The organism is Pseudomonas sp. Marseille-Q0931 (assembly GCF_940789645.1).
Lineage (GTDB): Bacteria > Pseudomonadota > Gammaproteobacteria > Pseudomonadales > Pseudomonadaceae > Aquipseudomonas.
The window spans coordinates 40,549-65,220 of record NZ_CALNWT010000021.1; the positions used below are offsets into that span (position 1 = coordinate 40,549).

Genomic DNA, 24,672 nt, shown 5'->3' on the forward strand with positions numbered 1-24,672 from the left:
GAGAACTCGATAAAGGCATGACCAGGCGGCAACGATAGTCGCCACGGCCAGCGTTGCAAAGCCCAGCGCCCAGAGCACCGTAGCGCGGCTGCAACCCGCCGCTTCCGAGTTGGCGGGTTTCACCCGTTCTACTTGCTCGGCAGCAACTGGCAGCCCTGCCGCTCCCCCAGCCAAGCTGCACTGTGGGTGCGGCCCAGGCCACTGGCGGTCACACGCTTGGCATTGTGATCATCGAGCAGGCTGCTGATCGGCACGTACTGCGCGACATAGCCTTCGCAATAGGCCGCCGGATTACCGCTGACGTAACGGCAGGAGCAGTACTCCTTGGCCGTGTAGGCGCCGATGATGTCGGGGAACGCCGCCAGATGCGCGCGGTTCGGCCAGGCCCAGGCCAGCGCCAGGATCAGCAGCAGCGCCAGCACGCTGAGAATCGGGTGACGACGAATCATGGTTGCACCTCCGTGGCGAAGGCCGCCTGCACGCGCTTGAGCAATTCGTTGTGCTGGAAGCTGCGGTCGCGGTCATCGGCGTAACGCACCACCACCAGTTTCTCCTGCGGCATCACGTACAGTCCCTGGCCCCAGTGGCCCAGGGCGGCGATGGTGTCGGCCGGTGCATCCGGCCAGGGCCGCGCAGCGCCCGGCAACTCGGCGTTGAGCCACCAGTGCCCGCCCGGTACGGCATCACCAGGCGCGAAATTCTGTGGCTGATAGTCGGCGAAGGGCGTGGAGACGAAATCGACCCAGGCCGTCGGCAGAAGTTGGCGCTCGCCCCAGCGCCCGCCGCGCTGCATCAGCAGGCCGACCCGGGCCAGGTCACGCGCGCTCAGGTAGGCATAGGACGAGGCGACGAAGGTGCCGCTGGCATCGCGCTCCCAGGTCGCGCTGGTGATGCCCAGCGGCTCGAACAGCGCGGTCCAGGGATAGTCGGCATAGGCCTGCTCGCCGACCATGCCGCGCAACGCGGCAGCCAGCACATTGCTGTCGCCGCTGGAATAACGAAAGCGCGTACCAGGCGCGGCATCGGCTTCATGCGCGGCGGTGAACGCCGCCATATCGGCGCGACCGCGGGTATAGAGCATGGCCACCACCGAGGATTTCAGCGGCGCGTACTCGTAGTCCTCTTCCCAGGCCAGGCCCGAGGCCCAGTTGAGCAGGTGGCCGATCTTGATCTGCGCATGCTCGGCCATCGCCGGGTAGTACTGCGCAGCCGGCGCATCGAGCTTGAAGCGTCCTTCGCCGTAGGCCACACCGAGGGTGGTGGCAAGCAGGCTCTTGGCCATCGACCAGGTCAGGTGAGCGGTCTGCGCCGTGGTGGGCTCGGCGTAGCGTTCGTAGACGATCTGCCCGTCGCGTATCACCAGCAGGGCATCGGTGCGCGCGCCCGTGCGTTCGACGTCATCGCGCTCAGGAAAGGCGTACTGTTCCAGTTCGGCCAGCGCGGCGCTATCGATACGGGGTTGGCTCTGCCAGTCGGGTTGCGGCCAGCTTTCCGCCAGGGCGGTGCTGGCAGCCAGGCTGAGAGCGAGCGCCAGGCTCAGTCGACGAAGCAAGGAAGTGGGCATGGGCGGTCTCGATCAGAAATCGTCGCGCACCCTAGCATGGCGAAGATGACGGCTTGAAGGGTCTGTTGCGCCATCTCCGCGGCTCATTCGGGCAGAGCACCACTGCCGTCACTTGGGCAGTTGGTAATCCTCCGGGCCCATCAGGTCGAGACCGCATTCGAGGTTCTCGATCCAGTAAAGGAAGGCGCTGATCATTTCCGGGCCGACGAAGGGCCGGCCGTGCTGCGGCACGATCATTTCCACGTCCATCTCGCGCACCATCGCCGCCCACAGGCGACACGCCTTGTTGCCGGCCATGTAGCGGCGATGGAAGCCCTCCATGTTCGGCACGTGGTTGACGAAGTCGCGCACCGGCGTGGCGTCGTCGACCATCGAGGCGCCCATGTCGCCGGAGAAGAGGATCTTGCTCACCGGGTCGTACACCTGGAAGTTACCCACCGAGTGCAGGAAGTGCGCCGGCACCGCCTTGAGCGTGCATTTGCCAAGCGGGATGCTCTGGCCGCGATCCGGTAGCGCGATGATGCGATCGAAGGTGTTGATGCCACGGCTCAGCACCAGATAGTTGGCCGTCAGGTGCGGTAGAAAACGCGCCCACAGCTTGGAGCAGATCACTCGCGCACGGGTGTGCAGCAGCCACTTGTCCAGCGAGGCGATGATGTCCGGGTCCTGATGCGAGGCGAAGATGTAGGTCAGGTCCTGCACCGGAATGTGTTTGGACAGCTCCAGAGACAGGGGCGTGTAGGTCAGGTCACCGCCCGGATCGAGCAGCAGATACTGCTCGTTGTCGGTGATCAGGAACTGGTTGGATTGCACGCCTTCGCCGCTGACCAGGTCATCGAACATCAGGCATTGGTGGCTGCCGTTATCGAACAGCACGATGGGCTCGCGGCGCATGGAAACCTCGTAGATGAATCGCGAAGCAACCTTATGCGCACCACCACCAGCCAGTACTGATATGGATCAAAGGCCGGCGACAATCCGCCGCGCTTTCTCCAGGCGTTTGGCCCGCGCCGCCTCGGCGATGCGCAGCAAGCCCTTGTCGCGCTGCCACAGTTCCGCCCAAGGCGTCGGCCCGGTCGCCAGAGCGGCCTCCACCTCGCCGGCCAGGGCTTGCTGCTCGGCGAACAGGCCGGCGAGCAACAGATGGGTGGTCGGCGCGTTGGGCGCTTGCCGCGCCACCTCGGCGCAACCGGCGAGCAGCGCCTGCAGGCGCAACAGCAAGGCCTCCGGCCAGTCACACTCACGGCCGATGCCGAACAGCCAGGCGCTCACCGCCGTGAGCACATGCACGTCCTCCAGAGTGCGAAAGGGTTTGACGTAGCCGTCCCAACCGTCGCCGGCCAGGCGCTCGCCCTGCGCCTGCTGCAAGTGCAGGCGCGCATGGCCGATCTCCGGCATCAGCGGCAACGCCGGCAGCGGTTCGATACGCACACCGGGCGCACCCTGGCGCACCACGCCCAAGGCCAGGCGCGGCGCCTGCCCCGCACCCTCCTCGCGCGCCGCCACCAGCAGCCAGTCGGCGCACTCGGCGGCGGTGACGAAATCCTTGCGGCCGCTGAGCTGCAGGCCTTCGATGCGTGTGCCCATGTCCGCCGGGCGGGTGCTGCGATTCTCGGTTACACACAGCGCACCGGCCGTCCACGGCGCCGCTGGCCACAGCACACGCAACGCCGCCTGGTAGCCGGCGAGAAAGGCCAGACCCGGCGTGGCCGCCTGCAGACCGCCCAGCAGAGCCAGATCGAAGGGCTGTGGAGTACCGCCCAGCCGCGCCAGCAGGCGCGTGTACCAGTCTTCCAATCCGGCTTCGGCAGTCAGGCGCTGGACGGGCTGAAACAGGTTGGACCAGGGCATCGCGGCTCTCCTCGTGGGCAGCTTCCGACTGCCGTCACACAAGCATCAAAAAAGCTTCACGGTGATGACACCGCAGCTACCTAGCCTGAGATTGCCCAACAAGATCGCCCGGCTGCAAGCACCCAGCCGGCACACGGAGGATCTGGCATGACTCAAAACGCTCGCCGTCTGCAGGCCGAACGCCTGCATGGCCCCGCCGCCCTGCGTGAAGCCCAGGCCTTGCGCTACCGCGTGTTCAGCGCGGAATTCGACGCCAAGCTCAACGGCGCCGAACTGGGTCTGGACATGGACGACTACGACATCCACTGCCGCCATATCGGCGTGCGTGACCTGGAAAGCGGCCAGCTGGTGGCGACCACCCGCCTGCTCGACCATCAGGCCGCTGCGGGCCTCGGCCGCTACTACAGCGAAGAGGAATTCGCCCTGCACGGCCTGGCCGGCCTCGAAGGCCCGGTGCTGGAAATCGGCCGCACCTGCGTCGATTCCGCCTACCGTAACGGCGCCACCATCGCCGTACTCTGGGGCGAGCTGGCCGAGGTGCTCAACGAAGGCGGCTATCGTTACCTGATGGGCTGCGCCAGCATCTCCATGCAGGACGGCGGCATCCAGGCTCATGCCGTGATGCAGCGCCTGCGCGAGCGCTACCTGTGCACCGAGCACCTGCGCGCCGAACCGAAACACCCGCTGCCGCAACTGGACCTGCCGAGCAACGTCATCGCCGAGATGCCGCCGCTGCTCAAGGCCTACATGCGCCTGGGCGCGAAGATTTGCGGCGAACCCTGCTGGGACAAGGACTTCCAAGTGGCCGACGTGTTCATCCTGCTCAAGCGCGACGAGCTTTGCCCACGCTACGCCCGGCACTTCAAGGCAGCCGTCTGACGCGCCACACATTTAGGAACTTGCATCGCTTGCGCCGGCCCTGTAGACAGAGGCCGGCTTTTTTTATCTGGAGTCCTTCATGACCCGACTGCGCCTTTCCCTGCGCCTGCTGCACCTGGCCCTGGTCATCGCCTTCGGCACGCTGCTGGCAGCCATCGTCAGCCTTTGCGAACGCGTGGTGCGGCATGACCTGATGCCCCTGCGCCAGCGCCTGACGCGCTGGTTCCTGGCGCGCCTGGGCGGTGCCTTGCCGTTTCGCGTGCGAGTCGAAGGCGAGCTGCCGACGCAGCCGATGCTGTGGGTCGCCAACCACGTGTCATGGACCGACATCCCGCTGCTCGGCGCCCTGCAGCCGCTGTCCTTCCTCTCCAAGGCCGAAGTGCGCGCCTGGCCGCTGGCCGGTTGGCTGGCACACAAGGGCGGTACACTGTTCATCCGCCGTGGCGCCGGCGACAGCGGCCAGGTCGGCCAGCAGCTCAGCCGCCACCTGCAACAAGGCCATCACTTGCTGATTTTTCCCGAGGGCACCACCACCGATGGCCTCGCCCTGCGCACTTTCCACGGCCGCCTGCTGAGCAGCGCAATCGACAGCGGCGTGGCGCTGCAGCCGGTGGCCATCCGATACCTGCGCGATGGCCAACCCTGCCCCGTCGCGCCTTTCGTGGGCGACGACGACATGCTCTCGCACCTGCTGCGCCTGCTTTCCAGCTCGGCCTGTGAAGTGGAGATACGCCTGCTCGCGCCGATCCCCAGCGAATCACGCAGCCGCAACGAATTGGCCCGGCACAGCCAGGCCATCATCGCCACGGCACTGCAGTTGGAAACGCCCGCCATGGTGGCGACCGAAGCCGAAGCCGCCTAATCCACCGCGTAGCCCGGATGCGATCCGGGGGCTTTTGCAAGGGCTCCCTGGATTTCATCCAGGCTACAAAGCCGCTCAGCCAGCCGGCGGCACGATCAACGCATCGCTGTCGAGCGAGGCCAGCAGGCGGCTGGCCACACTGCCCAGGAAGAAGCGCGAGACGCCTTCACGAGCATGGGTGCCGAGTACCAGCAGGTCGGCACCGGAGTGACGCAACGCCTCGTCGATCACGCCTTCCGGCGAACCAACCTGCACCAGCAGGCGCTCATGGCCCAGCGACGCGCCCGCAGCATGCAGACGTTCCACCAGTTGCTCACGCAGCAGCTCGCGCTGGCTCTCCAGCGCCTCGGCGCTAAGCCCGGCCTCCATGATCGCGCCCGCTGCCACCGGTTCGACCGCACTGGCCGCGTGCAGGTCGTCGAGGTTCGCCAGGCCCAGCTCACACGCCCGCTTCAGCGCCTGTTGCGAAGTGCGCGACAGGTCCATCGCCAGCAGCGCATGACGGTACTCGTGAGTGACCGGACCATTGACCCGCAGCACCGGCAGATGACTGCTGCGCACGACGCGTTCGAGCGTGGTGCCGACGAAGAAGTCGCGCAACGCCGACTTGCGATGTGCGCCCACCACCAGCAGATCGGCGCCCATGCCCTGGGCACTTTCGACGATCACCATGGCGGCCTCGCCGGTGCCGACGATCACTCGCGGCACACTGCCGCACTGCTCGCCTAGGCGCTCGGCCTGCGCCTGCAGCAGGGTTTCCGCCTGCTGCACCTGACGCTGCACATGCGCAGCCGGTGCGTCGTCATCGATCACGTGCAGCAGGTACCACTCGCCGCCACCCTGGCGACGGATCAGTTGCACGGCGCGCTGCACCGCATGCGCTGAACGCTCGGACAGGTCGGTCGCTACCAGAATCTTGATCATCTCGTTTCCTCCATGTGTTCAAACACCGCGTTACATTCAAGCGTCTGCCGGCGCCGTACTCCTTGATGCAGGTCAGGCAAGACGCGGGAAAGCGGACTAGGGTGATCAGGACTGCTAAACGCGCCACACGCAAGGCAGCCTGGCCCACCGAAGGAGATGCACCCATGGGCAATTCCCCCTCTGAACATAGTGACCACGCCTGGCACGCTTTGACTGCACAACAAGCACTGGAGGCGCAGCACGGCAACGCCAGCGGCCTCAGCCAGGACGAAGCCGAACGACGCCTGCAACGCCACGGCGCCAACCGCCTGCCGCCACCGCAACGCCGTGGGCCGCTGCTGCGCCTGCTCTACCAGTTTCACAACGTACTGCTCTATCTGATGCTGGTCGCCGCGCTGATCACCGCCCTGCTCGGCCATTGGGTCGACACCTCGGTGATTCTCGCCGCGGTACTGATCAACGTGATCATCGGCTTCATTCAGGAAGGCAAGGCGGAGAATGCGCTGGACGCCATCCGCAACATGCTCTCGCCTCACGCCATGGTGCTGCGCGACGGAGAACGCCACGAAATCGATGCCGAACGCCTGGTGCCCGGCGACGTGGTGCTGCTGGTATCCGGCGACAAGGTGCCGGCCGACCTGCGTCTGCTCAGCGTGAAGAACCTGCTGGTGGAAGAGGCCGCGCTGACCGGCGAATCGGTGCCGGTGGAAAAATCCGTGGTGCACTGCAACGTCGATGCTGCGCTCGGCGACCGGCGCTGCATGGCCTATTCCGGCACCCTGGTCAGCAGCGGCCAGGCCACTGGCGTGGTGGTGGCGACCGGCGCCGACACCGAACTGGGGCGCATCGGCGCAATGCTGCAGCAGGTGCAGGCGCTGTCCACGCCGCTGCTGCGACAGATCGAACAATTCAGCCGCTGGTTGGCGGTGATCATCCTGATCCTGGCCTTCGCCACCTTCATCCTCGGCATTCTCTGGCACGGGCAAAGCCCCGGCGACATGTTCATGATGGTGGTGGCGCTCACCGCCTCGGCCATTCCCGAAGGCTTGCCGGCGATCATGACGGTGATCCTCGCCCTCGGCGTGCAGCGCATGGCTGGTCACAACGCCATCGTGCGCCGCCTGCCGGCGGTGGAAACCCTGGGTTCGGTGACGGTGATCTGCTCGGACAAGACCGGCACCCTGACCCGCAACGAGATGACCGTGCAGCGCGTGGTCAGCGCCAGTCGCATTGTCGATGTCTCGGGTGTCGGCTACGCCCCGGAAGGTGCCTTCCATCAGGACGGCGCCCTGCTCGAACCCGACGCCGAACTGCTGGAAATCGCCCGCGCCGCGCAACTGTGCAACGACGCCCGCCTGCAACAGGACGATGCCGGCCACTGGCTGCTGCATGGCGACCCGACCGAAGGCGCACTCCTCACCCTGGCACTGAAAAGTGGTCTCGATATCCAGACGCTGCAGGCTCAGTTGCCACGTAGCGACGCGATTCCGTTCGAGTCCGAGCACCGCTTCATGGCCACCCTGCACCACGACCACGCCGGCCATGGCCTGGTCTACCTCAAGGGCGCCCCCGAACGCGTGCTGGAGATGTGCGCCAGCCAGCGCAGCGCCGACGGCGGTTGCGCGCCACTGGACGCCGATTACTGGCGGCGCCAGGCCACCGACCTGGCAGCCCGAGGGTTGCGCCTGCTGGCGCTGGCCAGCAAGCCGGCCGCAGCCGAACAACGCACGCTGAATTTCGATGATGTCGAAGGCGGGCTGATCCTGCTGGCCCTGGTCGGCATCATCGACCCGCCGCGAGAAGAAGCCATCGCCGCCGTCGCCGAGTGCCAGCGCGCCGGCATCCGGGTGAAGATGATCACCGGCGACCACGCCGAGACCGCCCGCGCCATCGGCGCGCAACTGGGCATTGGCGTCGGCCTGCCGGCGATGACCGGGGCCGAACTGGAACTGCTCAACGACCGCCGCCTGCGCGAGGTGCTGCCCGGCGTCGAGGTATTCGCTCGGGCCAGCCCGGAGCACAAGCTGCGCCTGGTGCAGAACATGCAGGACAGCGGCCAGGTGGTGGCCATGACCGGCGACGGAGTCAACGATGCGCCAGCGCTGAAACGCGCCGACGTGGGCGTGGCCATGGGCCTGAAAGGCACCGAAGCGGCCAAGGAAGCTGCCGAAGTGGTGCTGGCCGACGACAACTTCGCCACCATCGCCGGCGCCGTGCGCGAGGGCCGGGCGATCTACGACAACCTGAAAAAATTCATCCTCTTCGCCCTGCCCACCAACGGTGGGCAGGCGCTGATCGTGATCTTCGCCATTCTGTTCCAGGTGGTATTGCCGATGACCCCGGCGCAGGTCCTCTGGATCAACATGGTCACTTCCAGCACCCTGGGCCTGGCGCTGGCCTTCGAGCCCAGCGAGCGTGGGCTGATGAACCGCGCCCCGCGTGCGCCGAACGAGCCCCTGCTGTCCGGTTTCTTCGTCTGGCGCGTGCTGATGGTCTCGGTGCTGATCGCCGGTGCCGGTATCGGCCTGTTTCTCTGGGAGCTGCAGCTCGGCAGCGACCTGGAGCACGCGCGCAGCGTGGCGGTGAATGCCGTGGTGATGTGCGAGATCTTCTACCTGCTCAACAGCCGCAGCCTGTTCGGCTCGGTACTCAGCCGCGACGGCCTGCTGGGCAACCGCGCGGTGCTGCTGACCATCGCCCTGTGCCTGCTGCTGCAACTGCTGTTCACCTACGCCTCGCCGCTGCAGAACGTGTTCGGCTCGGTTGGCCTGAGCCTGGAGCAATGGTTGCGGGTGCTGTTGGCGGGCCTGGCGCTTTTTGCAGTGGCAGAACTGGAGAAGTGGATGGTGCGGCGTTATCGGTTGCATCCGCAGGCGGTCTGAACATCAGAGAAGCGCTGCGGTGATGTCGTCGCGGCTGAAGCTCCTCCCACGGTGCCAGACGCCCGCTTCTGTGGGAGGCGCTTTAGCGGCGACGGTGACAGGGATGTCGCTGATCCCCGGATTGCATCCGGGCTACGGCTCGCTCCCGCCCTGCTCGGTCTCGGCGAAGGCCATCAGTTCAGGGTAGAAGAGTCGGAAGTCCTCGCTGAGGGGTTCGTAGAGGCGCTCCAGTTCGCTCAGGCTGCCGTCGAGCAACTGCGGTTTTGACAGCCGCCGCTGCATGCCAGCGATCACCTGCTCCAGCACCGCGAACTCGCGGTAGCTGCCCAACCAGTCCTGCGCCGCCATGCGCGGTGCCATCAGCGCCAGACGCCCCGGCAACTCCGGTTCGGCAGCAAGCACCTGATACACCCGGCCGGTGAAGCGCTCCAGCGGCAAAGTGGCATACACCGGCCAGTCACGCGCCAGACAATGGTCGAAGAACAGGTCCAGCAACATGCCCGCCGTACGTCGCCGCGCCAGCGGAAAACGGGCGCGCGCCTGCGCCTGTAGCGGGTGGCTGTCGGTGAAGGCATCGATACGCCGGTGCAGACGGATGGCTGCCTCGATCTGCGCCGGCCAGCGTCCGTTGAGCGGGCCTTTGACGAAATCGCCATAGAGGCTGCCAAGCAGTTGTGATGGCGCGTCGCCGCCGAGATGCAAATGGGCGAGGTAGTTCATCCGGCGAGCTTAGCACTGACAAGACATCGAAGCGGTTGATGGAGACTATCGGAACAAACGATCTGTATATCGCTCAGAGACGATATAAGGTTCGCCACATGCCGATACGCAACGATCACGCTATGGACATCGATCTCGACGCCATCATCAAGGCCCTCGCCCACCCGGTACGCCGCGACATCCTCGACTGGCTGAAGGAACCCGAACGCCACTTCGCCGAACAGGATCATCCGCTGGAAATCGGCGTGTGCGCCGGCAAGATCTTCCTGCGCACCGGGCTTTCGCAGTCCACCGTTTCCGCCCATCTGACCACCCTGCAGCGCGCCGGTCTGGTGACCAGCCGCAAGGTCGGTCAGTGGCACTTCTTCAAGCGTAACGACGAGCTGATCCAGGCCTTCGTCGAGCGCCTAGGCCAGCAACTCTGATTTGACCTCTTCCTTCGGAGAAATCACATGCCCACACTGTTCGACCCCATCCAGATCGGTGATCTGCAGCTGAACAACCGTATCATCATGGCACCGCTGACTCGCTGCCGCGCCGACGAAGGCCGCGTGCCCAACGCGCTGATGGCCGAGTACTACACCCAGCGCGCCTCGGCCGGCCTGATCATCAGCGAAGCCACCGCCGTCACGCCGATGGGCGTGGGCTACCCGGACACCCCTGGCATCTGGTCCGACGAGCAGGTGCGTGGCTGGAGCAACATCACCCAGGCGGTGCACGCCAACGGCGGCAAGATCGTCCTGCAACTGTGGCACGTCGGCCGCATTTCCGACCCGATCTACCTGAACGGTGAACTGCCGGTCGCTCCCAGCGCGATCCAGCCGGCCGGCCACGTCAGCCTGGTGCGCCCGATCAAGGACTATGTCACCCCGCGAGCACTGGAGACCGAAGAGATCGCCGATATCGTCGAGGCGTATCGTCAGGGCGCCGAGAATGCCATGGCGGCCGGTTTTGACGGCGTGGAAATCCACGGTGCCAACGGTTACCTGCTCGACCAGTTCCTGCAGAGCAGCACCAACCAGCGCACCGACCGCTACGGTGGCAACGTCGAGAACCGCGCGCGCCTGCTGCTGGAAGTCACCGATGCCGCGATTTCCGTGTGGGGCGCCGGCCGCGTTGGCGTGCACCTGGCCCCGCGTGCCGACTCGCACGACATGGGCGACGCCAACCGCGCCGAAACCTTCGGCTACGTGGCCCGTGAACTGGGCAAACGCGGCATCGCCTTCATCTGCGCCCGCGAGAAGGCAGGTGACGACAGCCTGACACCGCAACTGAAGAAGGAATTCGGCGGTGTGTTCATCGCCAACGAGCGCTTCACCAAGGATCAGGCCAACGCCTGGCTGGCTGAAGGCAATGCCGATGCGGTGGCCTTCGGCGTCCCCTTCATTGCCAACCCGGATCTGCCGGAGCGCCTGGAGCAGGACGCGGCGCTCAACCAGCCGCATCCGGAAACCTTCTACGGCTCGGGCCCGGTTGGCTATATCGACTATCCGCGCCTGTAAGCCCGACTCAGGAGTGAGGGTTTGTGTGGGAGCGGACTTGTGTGGGAGCGGACTTATCCGCGAACGTGGCCAACGACAAAAAGCTCGCGGACAAGTCCGCTCCCACCGTAATGCTGTTCACATAAGGCTGCACACGTTGGCTCCCCTCTCCCATTTATTGGGGGCACGCCTAGTGGAGAGGGGCTGGGGGAGAAAACACCGAAACCGCCGGTTTCCCCCTCTCCCTAAAGGGGCGAGGGGACTGATCGTGTTTGACCGTTTCTTAAGTGAACAGCATTACGCTCCCACCGGTGTTTAACTCACGACAGCGCAGCACCTGAGCAGCGAGGCATCCCTCCTCGCCTACCTTCAGCGCTGATTGAGCTGCTGCTGCAGATTAGCCACCTGGCTCTGCAGGGTGTTGATGTTGCGCGTCATCTGCGCGCGGAAGGCATCGAATTCGGCGACGTTGGGACCAGCGCTAGGAGCCGGGCGATTGTCCAGCTCACTGCGCAGCACCAGCAGATCCTGCTCCAGGCTGCGGATGGCCTGGGCCGGGTTGCCCTGCTTCTTCAGCGCATCGATATCGCCACCGAGCGTCTTGATCCGGGTATCGAGCTTGGCCAGTTCGGCCTGCGTCGCCTTGGCGTCACCCTGCGCAGCCTTCAGCGCCGTTTGCTCGCTGCTCAGCGCCTGCAGGCGCTTCTCGAAATCGGCGCTGGCGCCAATGCCACTCTTCAGTTCGCTACCCAGTTGCTCGACACGCTTGTCCAGCGCGGCCTGCGCAGTGCCGCTCTGTTGCTGTTGCTTGCTCAGTTCGGCCAGGCGGTTCTCCAGTTGCCGAACCTGCAGCTTGAGCGCCTCGCTGCCGCTGGTGACGTTGGACTCGGTCGCTACCACCTTGCCGGAAATATCCTGAATGCGCCCGGCGGCCTCTTCGCTGATGCGCGCGAAGCTTTCCTGGGTCGCCACCAGGCGCTGTTCCATCAACCCGATCTGTTGCAGGCTCCACCAGCCCAGGCCGGCCAGGGCGAAACTCAGCGCACCGACCAATGCCCACAACGGCCCGGTGCTGGCGCCCTTGGCCACCGGTGCCTTGCTGCTGGTCACGCGGCTGCTGCGCGGGGCCGGCTCTTCACGCGGCTCGGCGAAATCCTCGCGGCGCTCCGGGGTCAGGCTGGGCAGGTTGTCGAGCTCGTCGTTGGCGTCATTACGCATGTTCGGACCTATGGTTGGAACCAGGAAACGGAAATGCCGCGCAGTATACCGATTCGCCACTATGCCATGAGCGTCGCGCCAAGCAGGTGCGCGGCGCACCGACGAAGGGCGCGACAGGGCCATCGACTCGCCCACAGCACAGCAGTTCCGCAAAATTTGAACTGGTACGCACTTTGCTTTTGATCCTTTCGTGAGCGCAGCGATAGCGCACCGCCCACGAGCCAGCAGGCGGCCCGAAAGTTCTGCAATGCAATCAGCACGAGCATACGTGTTACAGCCGCCGGGAAGCGGCTGGCCAGGTCACGGCGAGCGAGGACGGCTGCAACCCGTGCCCCTTCAACCAACCGGGGGAAGTCGCAATGGAACTGAATAAAGAAATACTGGACTGCATGAAAGCGCTGCGTCGTCGCCTACGCGAAGAGCAGGCAGTGGACATTCGCCTCAGCCAGCCCAACGCCATCGGTGCCATGCTCGATGGCAGTCTGAAGTCCGATGACGAAGAAACCCGTAGCCTGGGCAGGCGCCTGGCCGAGCTGTCCGATCAACCCCAACGCGTCGCGACGCCCGAGGCTGCAGTGGAACTGCCAGTCGGCAGCGCCACCGGCTCGGTGCGTATCTATCGCGGCCAGCGCGTCTACGCCTGAGGTCCCATCTGCGCCTGCCACCAGGTGCAGAATTCATCCAGTGCATCCCACAGGCTGGCCCTGGGCTCGTAGCCAAGGTACTCGCGAGCGCGGTCGATGTTCAGGGAGAAATCCCTGGCCATCACCGCCACGCCCAGGCGAAACAGGCTCGGTTCGGATCTCCCGGGCAACAGGCGACACACACCTTCGTTGAGCGTCGCCGCAGCATAGGCCAGCGGCAACGGCACATGCCGCGTCACCGGCGGCAGTTCCAGGCGGCGCAGCACATAGTTGACCACATCCCACAACGGCACCGGAGCGCCATTGCTGATGTTGTACACCTGGCCGAGCGCCGCGCCGCCCACCTGTAACGAACTGAGCAAAGCGTCGTTGAGATTGTGCACGCTGGTGAAGTCGACCTTGTTCAGGCCGTTGCCGATGATCACTAGACGGCCCTTGCGCTGCATGCCGATCAAGCGCGGGAAGATGCTGGTGTCGCCCGCGCCGGTGACGAAACGCGGGCGCAGGGCGATCACCTCCAGACCGAACTCCTGCGCGGCGAACACCTGCTGTTCGGCCAGATACTTGGTTTTGCCGTAGTGATCGGAGAAACGCTTGGGCACCTGCTCCTCGCGGATATCGACATGGGATTTCCCATCGAAGTAGATCGAGGGTGACGAAAGGTGCACCAGGCGCTGCACCTTCTGCTTGAGGCAGGCGTCGACGATGTTCTCGGTGACCGTCACGTTGGCCTGATGGAAATGCCCGTAGTCGCCCCACACGCCAACGGCCCCCGCGCAATGCACCACGGCCTCGACATCCTGGCACAGCGCCTGGGCCAGTTCGGCATCGCCAAGATCGCCCTGGACGAACTCGGCGCCGCGTTTGATCAGGTGTTGCACACCCTCGGCACGGCGACCGTTGACCCGCACCGCCAGGCCCTGTTCGAGGGCGAAACGTGCGAAGCGCCCACCGATGAAACCACTCGCGCCGGTGACCAGAATCTTCATCGTATCCCCTTAATATCGATTCTTGTAATCGCCGCACTCTAGCAGCGCTCAGTGCGGCCTGCGCTGTCGGCGGCAGCCAGAACGACGACCCAGCAGGCCGCCTAGGCGTGCAGCGACACCAGCACCGAAGCCGAGTGGCGACGCAGCTGTTCGGTCAACTCGCCGAGCAGTTCACCGCCGTTGCGCCAGTGGTGCCAGTACAGCGGCACATCGATGAAGCGCTCCGGCACCAGATCCACCAGCCTGCCGCCGGCCAGCGCCTCACGCACCTGCAACTCCGGCACCAGGCCCCAGCCCAGGCCGCCTTCGGTCAGCCGTACAAAGCCTTCCGATGAGGGGCATAAGTGATAGGCAAAGGCTCCGGTCACCCCCAGCCCCGCGAGGTAGCGGTGCTGCAGTTGATCATCCGGGCCGTAAACGATGGCCGGTGCCCGCGCCAGCGCCTCGGCGGTGACGCCAGCGGGAAAGTGTCGGGCGATGAAGGCCGGGCTGGCCAGCGCGCGATAACGCATCGCCCCCAGCGCCAGGCTGCGCGCGCCCGCCACCGGACGCTCGGCAGCACACACGCAGCCTGCCACCTCACCCGCGCGCATTCGTTTGAGACCGACTTCCTGATCTTCCACCACCAGCTCCATCAGCACCTGCTGGGCGGCGCAGAACCCGGCCGTGGCGGCCGCCCACCAGGTGGCCAGACTATCGGCGTTGATGGCGATACGCAGACGCTCGGGCAAGGCCTGTTCATCCAGCCCCGGCACCTGCCCCTGCAGATCGCGCTCGAGCAGGCGCACCTGCTGCACGTGGTTGAGCAGACGTCGACCGGTCTCGGTGGGTGCCGGCGGCGTGGCGCGCACCAGCACCGGCTGGCCGACCCGCGCCTCGAGCAACTTGATGCGTTGCGAAACCGCCGATTGCGACAGGCCCAGCACCTGCGCCGCGCGTTCGAAGCCGGCCTGTTCCACCACTGCCGCCAGGGCAGCCAGAAGTTTGTAATCGAACATCGATTTTCCTAATGAGCGATCAGCAATATTGCTTTCTCTTATACATCCAGTCGCCGCAGACTCGCCAGCATTCACCCACGATCAGGAGCCTGCCATGTCTGGCGAAACCGACCTCGCGCGCCTGCTGCAAAGCATGACGCCGCAGCTCAACCCCGGTCAGTACGTGTTCTGCTGCGTCGCAGCCGAGCATGACTGCAGCGGCCTGCAGCCCATCGCCAGCCTGCGCGAAACCGAAGGCCTTAGCCTGGTGCTGCCGCGCGAAGTCGCCGACGCGCACAACCTGAGCTACGACTATGTCGCAGCGTGGATCACCCTTGAGGTGCATTCGTCGCTGGCCGCTGTCGGTTTGACCGCTTCCTTCTCCACCGCCCTGGCGCAGGCGGGGATCAGTTGTAACGTGGTCGCAGGCTTTCACCACGACCACCTGTTCGTGCCCATCGAGCGAGCCGAAAAGGCGCTGTCCACCCTGCGCGCCCTGTCAGCGGCGTCCCTGCCGGAGCCAGCCTGATGTGGCAGAGCTACGGTAACGGCCTGTTGGTGGCCATCGGTCTGATCATGGCCATCGGCGCCCAGAATGCCTTTGTCCTGGCACAGAGCCTGCGCCGCGAACATCACCTGCCGGTGGCCGCGTTGTGCATCGTCTGCGACGCGGTGCTGGTAGCGGCCGGCGTGTTCGGCCTGGCCACCTTGCTGACGCAGAGCCCGACGCTGCTGGCCATCGCCCGCTGGGGCGGTGCCGCCTTTCTCATCTGGTATGGCAGCCAGGCGCTACTGCGCGCTGCCCGCCCGCAAGCGCTGCAGGCGGCCGGCAGCGAACCCCGTTCGCTTCGAGCGGTGATGCTCGCGGCGCTGGCGGTCACCCTGCTCAACCCGCACGTCTATCTGGATACGGTGCTGCTGATCGGCTCGCTCGGTGCCCAGCAACCGGAGCCGGGCGCGTATGCGGCGGGGGCGGCCAGCGCCTCCTTCCTCTGGTTCAGCACTCTGGCAATCGGCGCGGCCTGGCTGGCGCCGTGGCTGGCAAGGCCGTTGACCTGGCGCCTGATCGATCTGGGCGTGGCGGCGATGATGTTCGCGGTAGCGTCGCAGTTGGTATTCGAGGCGCTCTGAAGGGTTCCGGCGATCAAGGCGTGTCGCGCCCCCGCCTTGGCGATGGACTATCCTCCAATACGAAGGCCACAGAGGCGGGTTGCACCTTTACCTTCTTAGCCAATACGGGAGTGTTTCAGGCAACGAGCAACGTCCGTCGGGTCAGCGAAAAATAATGGTTGCACCTGGTTGCACCCATATATTTCCGGGATTAATCTCCTGCAACTTTTTGCCGTGAATAACCCGAACAAGTAGGACACCCTCCATGGCTACCACGACCCTTGGCGTAAAACTCGACGATGCCACCCGCGAGCGCTTGAAGACCGCTGCGGCAAAGATCGACCGCACCCCGCACTGGATGATCAAGCAGGCGATCTTCAATTATCTGGAGCAAGTCGAGAGTGGCCTGACGCCCGCCGAGCATGCCGGCCTGGCCGCTGCCGCCGGTGAAGAGGCGCTGGAGTCGCTGACCGAACAGGGCCTGCAGGTATTCCTCGATTTTGCCGAGAGCATCCTGCCGCAGTCGGTGCTGCGCGCCGCCATCACCAGCGCCTACCGCCGTCCGGAAACCGAAGTGGTGCCGATGCTGCTGGAGCAGGCGCGTCTGAACCCGCAGCAGGCCGAGGCCTCGCAGAAACTGGCTCTCGGCATCGCCGAGAAGCTGCGCAACCAGAAGAACGCCAGCGGCCGCCAGGGCCTGGTGCAAGGCCTGCTGCAGGAATTCTCGCTGTCGTCGCAGGAAGGTGTGGCGCTGATGTGCCTGGCCGAAGCCCTGCTGCGTATTCCCGACAAGGCCACCCGTGACGCGCTGATCCGCGACAAGATCGCCAACGGCAACTGGAGCCAGCACCTCGGCCAGAGCCCGTCGATGTTCGTCAACGCGGCGAGCTGGGGCCTGCTGATCACCGGCAAACTGGTGTCCACCCACAACGAGGCCGGCATGACCTCGGCGCTCAACCGCATCATCGGCAAGAGTGGCGAGCCGGTGATCCGCAAGGGCGTGGACATGGCCATGCGCCTGATGGGCGAGCAGTTCGTTACCGGCGAAACCATCGCCGAAGCCCTGGCCAACGCCGCCAACCTGGAAGCCAAGGGCTTCCGCTATTCCTACGACATGCTCGGTGAAGCCGCGCTGACCGAAGAAGACGCCAAGCGCTACCTGGCCTCCTACGAGCAGGCCATCCACGCCATTGGCAAGGCCTCCCATGGCCGCGGCATCTACGAAGGTCCGGGCATCTCGATCAAGCTCTCCGCCCTGCACCCACGCTATAGCCGCGCCCAGTACGAGCGCGTGATGGACGAGCTGTACCCGACCTTGCTGGGCCTGACCCAACTGGCCAAGCAGTACGACATCGGCATCAACATCGACGCCGAGGAAGCCGACCGCCTGGAGCTGTCGCTGGACCTGCTCGAGCGCCTGTGCTTCGAACCGAGCCTGGCCGGCTGGAACGGCATCGGCTTCGTCATCCAGGCCTACCAGAAGCGCTGCCCTTACGTGATCGACTACGTCATCGACCTGGCCAAGCGCAGCCGTCATCGCCTGATGATCCGTCTGGTCAAGGGCGCCTACTGGGACAGCGAAATCAAGCTGGCCCAGGTCAACGGCCTGGAAGGCTACCCGGTCTACACGCGCAAGCCGTACACCGACCTGTCCTACATCGCCTGCGCGCGCAAACTGCTGGCCGCGCCGGAAGCCATCTACCCGCAATTCGCCACGCACAACGCCCACTCGCTGTCGGCCATCTATCACCTGGCCGGGCAGAACTACTACCCGGGCCAGTACGAGTTCCAGTGCCTGCACGGCATGGGCGAGCCGCTGTACGAGCAGGTGGTGGGCAAGATCAAGGATGGCAAGCTCAACCGTCCGTGCCGCATCTACGCGCCGGTGGGCAGCCACGAAACCCTGCTGGCCTACCTGGTGCGCCGCCTGCTGGAAAACGGCGCCAACACCAGCTTCGTCAACCGCATCGCCGACCACAGCATCTCGCTCAAGGATCTGGTCCTCGACCCAGTGCAGCAGGTCGAGCAGATGGCCGCGCAGGAAGGCACCGTCGGCCTGCCGCATCCGCGCATCGCGCTGCCGCGCGACCTGTACGGTAGCGAGCGGGTGAACTCCGCCGGCCTCGACCTGGCCAACGAACACCGTCTCGGCTCGCTGTCCTCGGCGCTGCTGTCGACCGTCAACCACAGCTACCTGGCCGAACCGATGCTTGGCTGCGAAAGCGCCAACCCCGGCGAGCCGGAGCCGGTGCGCAACCCGGCCGATCACCGCGACCTGGTCGGCCACGTGCGCGAAGCCGGCGTCAAGGATGTCGACAGCGCCATCCTCTGCGCCCTGGCCAGCGGGCAGATCTGGCAGTCCACCCTGCCGACCGAGCGCGCCGCCGTGCTGGAACGCGCCGCCGACCTGATGGAAGCCGAGCTGCAACAACTGATGGGCCTGCTGGTGCGCGAGTCCGGCAAGAGCTTCGCCAATGCCATCGCCGAAGTACGCGAGGCAGTGGACTTCCTCCGTTACTACGCAATCCAGGCGCGCAGCTTCGGCAATGACAGCCACCGCCCGCTTGGCCCGGTGGTGTGCATCAGCCCGTGGAACTTCCCATTGGCGATCTTCACCGGCCAGGTCTGTGCCGCGCTGGCCGCCGGCAACACCGTGCTGGCCAAGCCGGCCGAGCAGACCCCACTGATCGCCGCCCAGGCCGTGCGCATTCTGCTCGAAGCGGGCGTACCGGCCGGCGCCGTGCAGCTGCTGCCGGGCCGTGGCGAAACCGTCGGCGCACGTCTGGTAGGTGACGAGCGCGTGCGTGGCGTGATGTTCACCGGTTCCACCGAAGTGGCCGGCCTCCTTCAACGCAACATCGCCGGGCGCCTCGACGCGCAAGGCCGTACCATCCCGCTGATCGCCGAAACCGGTGGCCTCAACGCCATGATCGTCGACTCCTCGGCGCTGACCGAGCAGGTGGTGATGGACGTGGTCTCCTCCGCATTCGACAGCGCCGGCCAGCGTTGCTCGGCCCTGCGCGTGCTGTGCGTGCAGGACGACGTGGCCGACCGCGTGCTGACCATGCTCAAGGGCGCCATGGCCGAATACACCCTCGGCAACCCGGAACGCCTGAACACCGACATCGGTCCGGTGATCGACGCCGAAGCCAAGGCCGGCATCGAAACCCACATCGCCAAGCTGCGCGAAAAAGGCCGTAAGGTCACTCAGCTGGCGCGCGTCAACGGTGACGAGATCAAGCGCGGCACCTTCGTCGTGCCGACTCTGATCGAGCTGGACAGCTTCGACGAGATGAAGCGCGAGATCTTCGGCCCGGTGCTGCACGTTGTGCGCTACCAGCGCGCGGATCTGGGCAAACTGCTGCAGCAGATCAACGACAGCGGCTACGGCCTGACCCTCGGCGTGCACACCCGCATCGACGAGACCATCGCCCAGGTGGTCGGCACCGCCAAGGTCGGCAACCTGTATGTGAACCGCAACATGGTCGGCGCCGTGGTCGGCGTGCAGCCGTTCGGTGGTGAAGGCCTGTCCGGCACCGGCCCGAAAGCCGGTGGCCCGCTGTACCTGTATCGCCTGCTGTCGACCCGTCCGCAGGAGGCTGTTGCCAGCTACCTGCAACAGGCCGAGGTGCAGGTGCTACCGGCACCGACCGAGCTGGACAAGGTACGCGCCGCCTTCGCCGAGTGGGCAGGCAAGCAGGAGCCGGCCATCGCCGCGCTGTTCGAGCAGTACCGCGCGCTGTCGCAAAGCTACAGTAGCCACAGCCTCACCGGCCCGACCGGCGAGCGCAACAGCTACACCCTGCTGCCGCGTGAGCACGTGCTGAACCTGGCCGACGAGCGCAGCGACCTACTGGCCCAGTTGGCTGCCACTCTGGCGGTGGGCAGCAAGGCGATCTGGCTGGACAGCCAGCGCGCGCTGCATGCCGAACTGCCTAAGGAGGTGCAGAAGCACATTCAGTTGGTAGCCGACTGGAATAGCGTCGACGTGGAGCTGGACGCCATCCTGCACCACGGCGACTCCGACCAGCTGCGCGCAGTCAGCGAGCAGGCGGCGCAGCGCAAGGGCGCCATCGTCGGCGTGCATGGCCTGAACAAGGGCGAGACCGACATCGCCCTGGAACGCCTGCTGGTGGAGCACGCCCTGAGCGTCAACACTGCTGCGGCCGGCGGCAACGCCAGCCTGATGACCATCGGTTAAGCGCCGACGTCATCGACAAGTCATGCCGTGGAAAGCTGGCTGAAAGCTTTCCACGGCATGCTGTACCCACACGGCGCAACTGCCTGCAGGGGCTACCCGCCTGGCGCCGTGTCATCTCCTCCTGACCTTCGGGTCTGCGCCAGCCTACCCGGCCGGCGCTTCGAGCGGGGCCAAACGCCCCGCCGATTTCTACCCCGCCTCACCCCATCTCAAACTGCCATTATTGCGTAACGAAAAGTTCGGACTATCGTGTCATCACTGGCGCCTCAGCGTGCCGGTCGGAGCAGCATTCCTGACCCGTTCAGGTGCTCGGCAACGCTTGTTTACATGGATGTGCGTTGACGAACCCTGACTATTGATTCAAGTCAGGATGCAGTGCTCGCCAAACGCGCTCAATGCCTATGTCCCCTTGTGACACGGAGGTAATTGAGATGTCTGACTCGACACAAAAACTCCGCCTCGGCGCATTGATTGCGCTGGTCGTCGGCTCCATGGTCGGCGGCGGTATCTTTTCCCTTCCACAAAACATCGCGGCCAGCGCCAGCGCGGGCGCCACGCTGATCGGCTGGTTGATCACCGGGGTCGGCATGCTGACCCTGGCGTTCGTGTTCCAGACCCTGGCCAACCGCAAGCCCGAACTCGACGGCGGGGTGTACGCCTACGCCAAGGCCGGTTTCGGCGACTACATGGGCTTCTCCTCGGCCTGGGGCTACTGGATCAGCGCATGGATCGGCAACGTCAGCTACATGGTGCTGCTGTTCTCCACCCTGGGTTACTTCTTCCCGGTATTCGGCGAGGGCAACACCCTGCCGGCGGTGATCTGCGCCTCGGTGCTGCTGTGGTTGCTGCACTTCCTGGTGCTGCGCGGGATCCGGGAAGCGGCCTTCATCAACACCGTCACCACCATCGCCAAGATGCTGCCGCTGGCGCTGTTCATCGTTATCGCCGCGATCGCCTTCAAGCTCGACGTGTTCACCGCGGACTTCTGGGGCCGGGGTAACCCGGAGCTGGGCAGCGTGATGGATCAGGTGCGCAACATGATGCTGGTCACCGTCTGGGTGTTCATCGGCATCGAGGGCGCGAGCATCTTCTCGGCCCGCGCCGAGAAGCGCAGCGATGTCGGCAAGGCCACGGTGATCGGTTTCGTCGGCGTGCTTCTGCTGCTGGTGCTGGTCAACATCCTGTCGCAAGGCATCATGGCTCAGGCCGAACTGGCCGGGTTGAAGAACCCTTCCATGGCCGGGGTGCTTGAGCAGGTGGTCGGCCCCTGGGGCGCGCAGCTGATCGCCATTGGTCTGATCGTCTCGCTGGCCGGTGCCCTGCTGTCCTGGACCCTTTTGTGCGCCGAGATCCTCTTCGCCAGCGCCCGCGACCACACCATGCCGGCCTTCCTGCGCAAGGAGAACGCCAATCAGGTTCCGGCCAATGCGCTGTGGCTGTCCAACGGGCTGATCCAGCTGTTCCTGATCATCACCCTGTTCAACGCCTCCACCTACCTCAGCCTGCTGTACCTGGCCACCTCGATGATCCTGGTGCCGTACTTCTGGTCCAGCGCCTATGCGGTGCTGCTGGCAGTGCGCGGCGAGACCTACGAGAACGCCTCCGGCGAGCGCAACAAGGATCTGCTGATCGCCGGTATCTCGACCCTGTACGCGGTGTGGCTGGTGTACGCCGCCGGCATTCAGTACCTGCTGCTCTCGGCACTGCTCTACGCACCTGGCGCAATCCTCTTCGCCAAGGCCAAGCGCGAAATGGGCCAAGCCATTTTCACCAGCATCGAGAAACTGATTTTCATCGTCGTGCTGATCGGCGCCGCCATCGCCGCCTACGGGCTGTATGACGGCTTCCTGAGTTTGTAACACCGCTGGCCGCGAGCGGCCCGCACCGGGCCGCCGGCAAGCCTGAAAACTCGCTCTACGAGAAGGAGTTCGACATGTCCAAGAAGCCCCTCGGCGTTCATTCCGAAGCCGGCAAACTGCACAAGGTGATGGTCTGCTCTCCGGGCCTCGCCCACCTGCGCCTGACACCCGCCAACTGCGACGAACTGCTGTTCGACGACGTGATCTGGGTATCGCAGGCCAAGCGCGACCATTTCGACTTCATGACCAAGATGCGCGAGCGCGGCATCGAGGTCGTGGAGATGCACAACCTGCTGGAAGAGACCATCAGCGATCCCGCCGCGCTGAAGTGGATCCTCGACCGCAAGATCACCCCCAACAGCGTCGGCCTCGGCCTGCAGAACGAAGTGCGTTCTTTCATCGAGGGCCTGGAGCCACGGCGCATCGCCGAGTTCCTCATCGGCGGCGTTTCCGGGGCCGATCTGGTCAAGCACAAGGATTCCGAGGCGGCGAAGATGTTCAACGCCTACCTGGGCGAATCCAGCTTCATCTTCCCGCCGCTGCCCAACACCCAGTTCACTCGCGACACCACCTGCTGGATCTATGGCGGCGTCACCCTCAACCCGATGTACTGGCCGGCACGCCGTCAGGAAACCCTGCTCGCCAGCGCCATCTACACCTTCCACCCGGACTTCGCCAATGAATCCTTCGAGATCTGGTACGGCGATCCGGACAAGGATCACGGCTCGGCCACCCTGGAAGGCGGCGACGTGATGCCCATCGGCAACGGCACCGTGCTGATCGGCATGGGTGAGCGCAGCTCGCACCAAGCCATCGGCCAGGTGGCGCGTGCGCTGTTCGCCAAGGGCGCGGCAGACAAGGTCATCGTCGCCGGCCTGGGCCGCTCCCGTGCGGCCATGCACCTGGACACCGTATTCAGCTTCTGCGACCGCGATCTGGTGACCATCTTCCCGGAAGTGGCCAACGGCATCGTGCCCTTCACCCTGCGTCCGGACGAAAGCCGCCCCGGCGGCATCGATGTGCGCCGCGAGGACAAGTCCTTCGTCGAGGTCGTCGCCGCGTCCCTCAACCTGCCGAAGCTGCGCGTGGTGGAAACCGGCGGCGATGCCTACGAGGCCGAGCGCGAGCAATGGGACGACGGCAACAACGTGGTCTGCCTGGAGCCGGGCGTGGTGGTCGGCTATGACCGCAACACCTACACCAACACCCTGCTGCGCAAGGCCGGCGTCGAGGTCATCACCATCAGCGCCAGCGAACTGGGGCGCGGCCGTGGCGGTGGCCACTGCATGACCTGCCCGATCATCCGCGACCCCATCGACTACTGATCCAGCCAGCCCCGGCGGGCATCCACCGCCGGGGGCGTTTCAACTACCCACGAGGAGAGAATCATGGCTTTCAATATGCGCAATCGTAATCTGCTCAGCCTGATGCACCACAGCACCCGCGAGCTGCGTTATCTGCTCGACCTGTCGCGCGACCTCAAACGCGCCAAGTACACCGGCACCGAGCAACAGCACCTCAAGCGCAAGAACATCGCGCTGATCTTCGAGAAGACCTCGACCCGCACCCGCTGCGCCTTCGAGGTGGCGGCCTACGACCAGGGCGCCAACGTCACCTACATCGACCCCAACTCGTCGCAGATCGGCCACAAGGAATCGATGAAGGACACCGCCCGCGTGCTCGGCCGCATGTACGACGCCATCGAATACCGCGGCTTCAAGCAGGAGATCGTCGAAGAACTGGCCACCTACGCCGGCGTGCCGGTGTTCAACGGCCTGACCGACGAATATCACCCGACGCAGATGCTCGCCGACGTACTGACCATGCGCGAGCACGCCGACAAACCGCTGCACGACATCGCCTACGCCTACCTCGGTGATGCACGCAACAACATGGGCAACTCGCTGCTGCTGATCGGCGCCAAGCTCGGCATGGACGTACGCATCGCCGCCCCCAAGGCACTCTGGCCGAGCGACGAGCACGTTGCCGCCTGCAAGAAATTCGCCGAGGAAAGCGGCGCACGCATCCTGCTCACCGAAGACCCGAAGGAAGCGGTCAAGGGCGTGGACTTCGTCCACACCGACGTCTGGGTTTCCATGGGTGAGCCGGTCGACGCCTGGGGCGAGCGCATCCAGGAGTTACTGCCCTATCAGGTCAACGCCGAGATCATGAAGGCCGCTGGTAATCCGCGGGTGAAGTTCATGCACTGCCTGCCGGCCTTCCATAACAGCGAAACCAAGGTCGGCAAGCAGATCGCCGAACAGTATCCGAACCTGAAGAACGGCATCGAGGTGACTGAAGAGGTGTTCGAATCGCCCTGGAACATCGCCTTCGAGCAGGCGGAAAACCGCATGCACACGATCAAGGCGATATTGGTTTCGACCCTGGCTGACATCTGACGCTGCACGCTTGCCTCCCCTCTCCCGCTTGCGGGGCGTAAGCGGAAATAGCGAAGCACTGCTTCGCCCGCTGAAGCGCCCTGAGCTCTGCGAAGGGCGCTTCAGCGGGCGA

Annotated in this window: 21 protein-coding genes; 12 read left to right on the forward strand and 9 right to left on the reverse strand. The window is 65.2% G+C overall.

Annotated features, from left to right (window positions below; genetic code table 11):
- Positions 1-128: 128 nt before the first annotated feature.
- The 4 genes from P3C50_RS23580 to P3C50_RS23595 all read right to left on the reverse strand — a co-directional run bounded on the left by P3C50_RS23580 (position 129) and on the right by P3C50_RS23595 (position 3,415).
- Complete coding sequence (locus tag P3C50_RS23580; protein ID WP_275547818.1) at positions 129-449, reverse strand: amidase; 321 nt, start codon at positions 447-449, stop codon at positions 129-131.
- Entirely contained in the window at positions 446-1,564 is a 1,119-nt protein-coding gene (locus tag P3C50_RS23585) for a serine hydrolase domain-containing protein (protein WP_275547819.1), read from the reverse strand. The genes P3C50_RS23580 and P3C50_RS23585 overlap by 4 nt, the downstream gene beginning before the upstream one ends.
- A gap of 108 nt (positions 1,565-1,672) precedes the next feature.
- Positions 1,673-2,458, reverse strand: coding sequence for an MBL fold metallo-hydrolase (locus tag P3C50_RS23590; protein ID WP_197854935.1), 786 nt, complete (start codon positions 2,456-2,458; stop codon positions 1,673-1,675).
- A 66-nt stretch (positions 2,459-2,524) separates the two neighbouring features.
- Positions 2,525-3,415 carry an acyl-CoA dehydrogenase family protein gene (locus tag P3C50_RS23595; RefSeq protein ID WP_275547820.1) on the reverse strand — a complete coding sequence of 297 codons (891 nt, stop codon included), beginning with the start codon at positions 3,413-3,415 and terminating at the stop codon, positions 2,525-2,527.
- 147 nt (positions 3,416-3,562) lie between these two features.
- On the opposite strand from P3C50_RS23595, the gene olsB reads away from it, so the two are divergent.
- Together olsB and P3C50_RS23605 are read left to right on the forward strand one after the other, a co-directional pair.
- Complete coding sequence (olsB, locus tag P3C50_RS23600) at positions 3,563-4,294, forward strand: L-ornithine N(alpha)-acyltransferase (protein ID WP_275547821.1); 732 nt, start codon at positions 3,563-3,565, stop codon at positions 4,292-4,294.
- 79 nt (positions 4,295-4,373) lie between these two features.
- Complete coding sequence (locus P3C50_RS23605; RefSeq protein WP_275547822.1) at positions 4,374-5,156, forward strand: lysophospholipid acyltransferase family protein; 783 nt, start codon at positions 4,374-4,376, stop codon at positions 5,154-5,156.
- A 75-nt stretch (positions 5,157-5,231) separates the two neighbouring features.
- On the opposite strand, the gene P3C50_RS23610 is transcribed toward P3C50_RS23605, so the two are convergent.
- On the reverse strand, positions 5,232-6,080 hold the full coding sequence (locus P3C50_RS23610) for a universal stress protein (protein ID WP_275547823.1): 849 nt from the start codon (positions 6,078-6,080) through the stop codon (positions 5,232-5,234).
- A 164-nt stretch (positions 6,081-6,244) separates the two neighbouring features.
- Between P3C50_RS23610 and P3C50_RS23615 the strand changes: the two genes are divergently transcribed.
- Complete coding sequence (locus P3C50_RS23615) at positions 6,245-8,962, forward strand: cation-transporting P-type ATPase (protein WP_275547824.1); 2,718 nt, start codon at positions 6,245-6,247, stop codon at positions 8,960-8,962.
- Positions 8,963-9,094: 132 nt separating this feature from the next.
- On the opposite strand, the gene P3C50_RS23620 is transcribed toward P3C50_RS23615, so the two are convergent.
- Positions 9,095-9,682 (reverse strand): ACP phosphodiesterase, encoded by a 588-nt coding sequence (locus P3C50_RS23620; RefSeq protein WP_275547825.1) that lies wholly within the window; start codon positions 9,680-9,682, stop codon positions 9,095-9,097.
- A gap of 122 nt (positions 9,683-9,804) precedes the next feature.
- Here P3C50_RS23620 and P3C50_RS23625 point away from each other — a divergent pair, with 122 nt between their 5' ends.
- Together P3C50_RS23625 and P3C50_RS23630 are read left to right on the forward strand one after the other, a co-directional pair.
- Complete coding sequence (locus P3C50_RS23625) at positions 9,805-10,107, forward strand: ArsR/SmtB family transcription factor (protein ID WP_041769672.1); 303 nt, start codon at positions 9,805-9,807, stop codon at positions 10,105-10,107.
- A gap of 27 nt (positions 10,108-10,134) precedes the next feature.
- Positions 10,135-11,184: an alkene reductase gene (locus P3C50_RS23630; protein WP_275547826.1), complete on the forward strand. Its 1,050-nt coding sequence runs from the start codon at positions 10,135-10,137 to the stop codon at positions 11,182-11,184.
- A 348-nt stretch (positions 11,185-11,532) separates the two neighbouring features.
- On the opposite strand, the gene P3C50_RS23635 is transcribed toward P3C50_RS23630, so the two are convergent.
- Positions 11,533-12,381 carry an ATPase gene (locus P3C50_RS23635; protein WP_275547827.1) on the reverse strand — a complete coding sequence of 283 codons (849 nt, stop codon included), beginning with the start codon at positions 12,379-12,381 and terminating at the stop codon, positions 11,533-11,535.
- 359 nt (positions 12,382-12,740) lie between these two features.
- On the opposite strand from P3C50_RS23635, the gene P3C50_RS23640 reads away from it, so the two are divergent.
- A complete protein-coding gene (locus tag P3C50_RS23640; RefSeq protein WP_275547828.1) occupies positions 12,741-13,025 on the forward strand; it encodes a hypothetical protein in 285 nt (94 codons plus the stop codon).
- Here P3C50_RS23640 and P3C50_RS23645 read toward each other — a convergent pair.
- Both P3C50_RS23645 and P3C50_RS23650 read right to left on the reverse strand, forming a co-directional pair.
- Positions 13,016-14,014, reverse strand: coding sequence for an NAD-dependent epimerase/dehydratase family protein (locus tag P3C50_RS23645; protein WP_275547829.1), 999 nt, complete (start codon positions 14,012-14,014; stop codon positions 13,016-13,018). The genes P3C50_RS23640 and P3C50_RS23645 overlap by 10 nt on opposite strands.
- 101 nt (positions 14,015-14,115) lie before the next feature.
- Positions 14,116-15,012 (reverse strand): LysR family transcriptional regulator ArgP, encoded by an 897-nt coding sequence (locus tag P3C50_RS23650; RefSeq protein WP_275547830.1) that lies wholly within the window; start codon positions 15,010-15,012, stop codon positions 14,116-14,118.
- Between the two features lie 94 nt (positions 15,013-15,106).
- Between P3C50_RS23650 and P3C50_RS23655 the strand changes: the two genes are divergently transcribed.
- The 6 genes from P3C50_RS23655 to P3C50_RS23680 all read left to right on the forward strand — a co-directional run bounded on the left by P3C50_RS23655 (position 15,107) and on the right by P3C50_RS23680 (position 24,560).
- Entirely contained in the window at positions 15,107-15,520 is a 414-nt protein-coding gene (locus P3C50_RS23655; protein ID WP_197854909.1) for an ACT domain-containing protein, read from the forward strand.
- Positions 15,520-16,122, forward strand: a complete 603-nt coding sequence (locus tag P3C50_RS23660; protein WP_275547831.1) for a LysE/ArgO family amino acid transporter — start codon at positions 15,520-15,522, stop codon at positions 16,120-16,122. Before P3C50_RS23655 ends, P3C50_RS23660 begins: the two co-directional genes overlap by 1 nt.
- Positions 16,123-16,366: 244 nt before the next feature.
- Entirely contained in the window at positions 16,367-20,302 is a 3,936-nt protein-coding gene (gene putA / locus P3C50_RS23665) for a trifunctional transcriptional regulator/proline dehydrogenase/L-glutamate gamma-semialdehyde dehydrogenase (protein WP_275547832.1), read from the forward strand.
- A gap of 431 nt (positions 20,303-20,733) precedes the next feature.
- Positions 20,734-22,161 (forward strand): arginine-ornithine antiporter, encoded by a 1,428-nt coding sequence (arcD, locus tag P3C50_RS23670; protein WP_197854906.1) that lies wholly within the window; start codon positions 20,734-20,736, stop codon positions 22,159-22,161.
- A gap of 74 nt (positions 22,162-22,235) precedes the next feature.
- Positions 22,236-23,486, forward strand: coding sequence for an arginine deiminase (gene arcA / locus P3C50_RS23675; RefSeq protein ID WP_275547833.1), 1,251 nt, complete (start codon positions 22,236-22,238; stop codon positions 23,484-23,486).
- A 63-nt stretch (positions 23,487-23,549) separates the two neighbouring features.
- On the forward strand, positions 23,550-24,560 hold the full coding sequence (locus P3C50_RS23680) for an ornithine carbamoyltransferase (protein WP_197854904.1): 1,011 nt from the start codon (positions 23,550-23,552) through the stop codon (positions 24,558-24,560).
- The last annotated feature ends 112 nt before the right edge of the window (positions 24,561-24,672 follow it).

What these genes read in the sequence shown, in the direction of transcription:
- P3C50_RS23605 (WP_275547822.1), top strand. Translation starts at nt 4,374, where the DNA reads ATGACCCGACTGCGCCTTTCCCTGCGCCTGCTGCACCTGGCCCTGGTC.
- P3C50_RS23645 (WP_275547829.1), bottom strand. Translation starts at nt 14,014, where the DNA reads ATGAAGATTCTGGTCACCGGCGCGAGTGGTTTCATCGGTGGGCGCTTC.
- arcA (WP_275547833.1), top strand. Translation starts at nt 22,236, where the DNA reads ATGTCCAAGAAGCCCCTCGGCGTTCATTCCGAAGCCGGCAAACTGCAC.
- P3C50_RS23590 (WP_197854935.1), bottom strand. Translation starts at nt 2,458, where the DNA reads ATGCGCCGCGAGCCCATCGTGCTGTTCGATAACGGCAGCCACCAATGC.
- P3C50_RS23620 (WP_275547825.1), bottom strand. Translation starts at nt 9,682, where the DNA reads ATGAACTACCTCGCCCATTTGCATCTCGGCGGCGACGCGCCATCACAA.
- P3C50_RS23610 (WP_275547823.1), bottom strand. Translation starts at nt 6,080, where the DNA reads ATGATCAAGATTCTGGTAGCGACCGACCTGTCCGAGCGTTCAGCGCAT.
- P3C50_RS23655 (WP_197854909.1), top strand. Translation starts at nt 15,107, where the DNA reads ATGTCTGGCGAAACCGACCTCGCGCGCCTGCTGCAAAGCATGACGCCG.
- olsB (WP_275547821.1), top strand. Translation starts at nt 3,563, where the DNA reads ATGACTCAAAACGCTCGCCGTCTGCAGGCCGAACGCCTGCATGGCCCC.
- P3C50_RS23650 (WP_275547830.1), bottom strand. Translation starts at nt 15,012, where the DNA reads ATGTTCGATTACAAACTTCTGGCTGCCCTGGCGGCAGTGGTGGAACAG.
- P3C50_RS23630 (WP_275547826.1), top strand. Translation starts at nt 10,135, where the DNA reads ATGCCCACACTGTTCGACCCCATCCAGATCGGTGATCTGCAGCTGAAC.
- P3C50_RS23580 (WP_275547818.1), bottom strand. Translation starts at nt 449, where the DNA reads ATGATTCGTCGTCACCCGATTCTCAGCGTGCTGGCGCTGCTGCTGATC.
- putA (WP_275547832.1), top strand. Translation starts at nt 16,367, where the DNA reads ATGGCTACCACGACCCTTGGCGTAAAACTCGACGATGCCACCCGCGAG.
- P3C50_RS23680 (WP_197854904.1), top strand. Translation starts at nt 23,550, where the DNA reads ATGGCTTTCAATATGCGCAATCGTAATCTGCTCAGCCTGATGCACCAC.
- P3C50_RS23660 (WP_275547831.1), top strand. Translation starts at nt 15,520, where the DNA reads ATGTGGCAGAGCTACGGTAACGGCCTGTTGGTGGCCATCGGTCTGATC.
- P3C50_RS23640 (WP_275547828.1), top strand. Translation starts at nt 12,741, where the DNA reads ATGGAACTGAATAAAGAAATACTGGACTGCATGAAAGCGCTGCGTCGT.
- P3C50_RS23595 (WP_275547820.1), bottom strand. Translation starts at nt 3,415, where the DNA reads ATGCCCTGGTCCAACCTGTTTCAGCCCGTCCAGCGCCTGACTGCCGAA.
- P3C50_RS23615 (WP_275547824.1), top strand. Translation starts at nt 6,245, where the DNA reads ATGGGCAATTCCCCCTCTGAACATAGTGACCACGCCTGGCACGCTTTG.
- P3C50_RS23585 (WP_275547819.1), bottom strand. Translation starts at nt 1,564, where the DNA reads ATGCCCACTTCCTTGCTTCGTCGACTGAGCCTGGCGCTCGCTCTCAGC.
- P3C50_RS23635 (WP_275547827.1), bottom strand. Translation starts at nt 12,381, where the DNA reads ATGCGTAATGACGCCAACGACGAGCTCGACAACCTGCCCAGCCTGACC.
- P3C50_RS23625 (WP_041769672.1), top strand. Translation starts at nt 9,805, where the DNA reads ATGGACATCGATCTCGACGCCATCATCAAGGCCCTCGCCCACCCGGTA.
- arcD (WP_197854906.1), top strand. Translation starts at nt 20,734, where the DNA reads ATGTCTGACTCGACACAAAAACTCCGCCTCGGCGCATTGATTGCGCTG.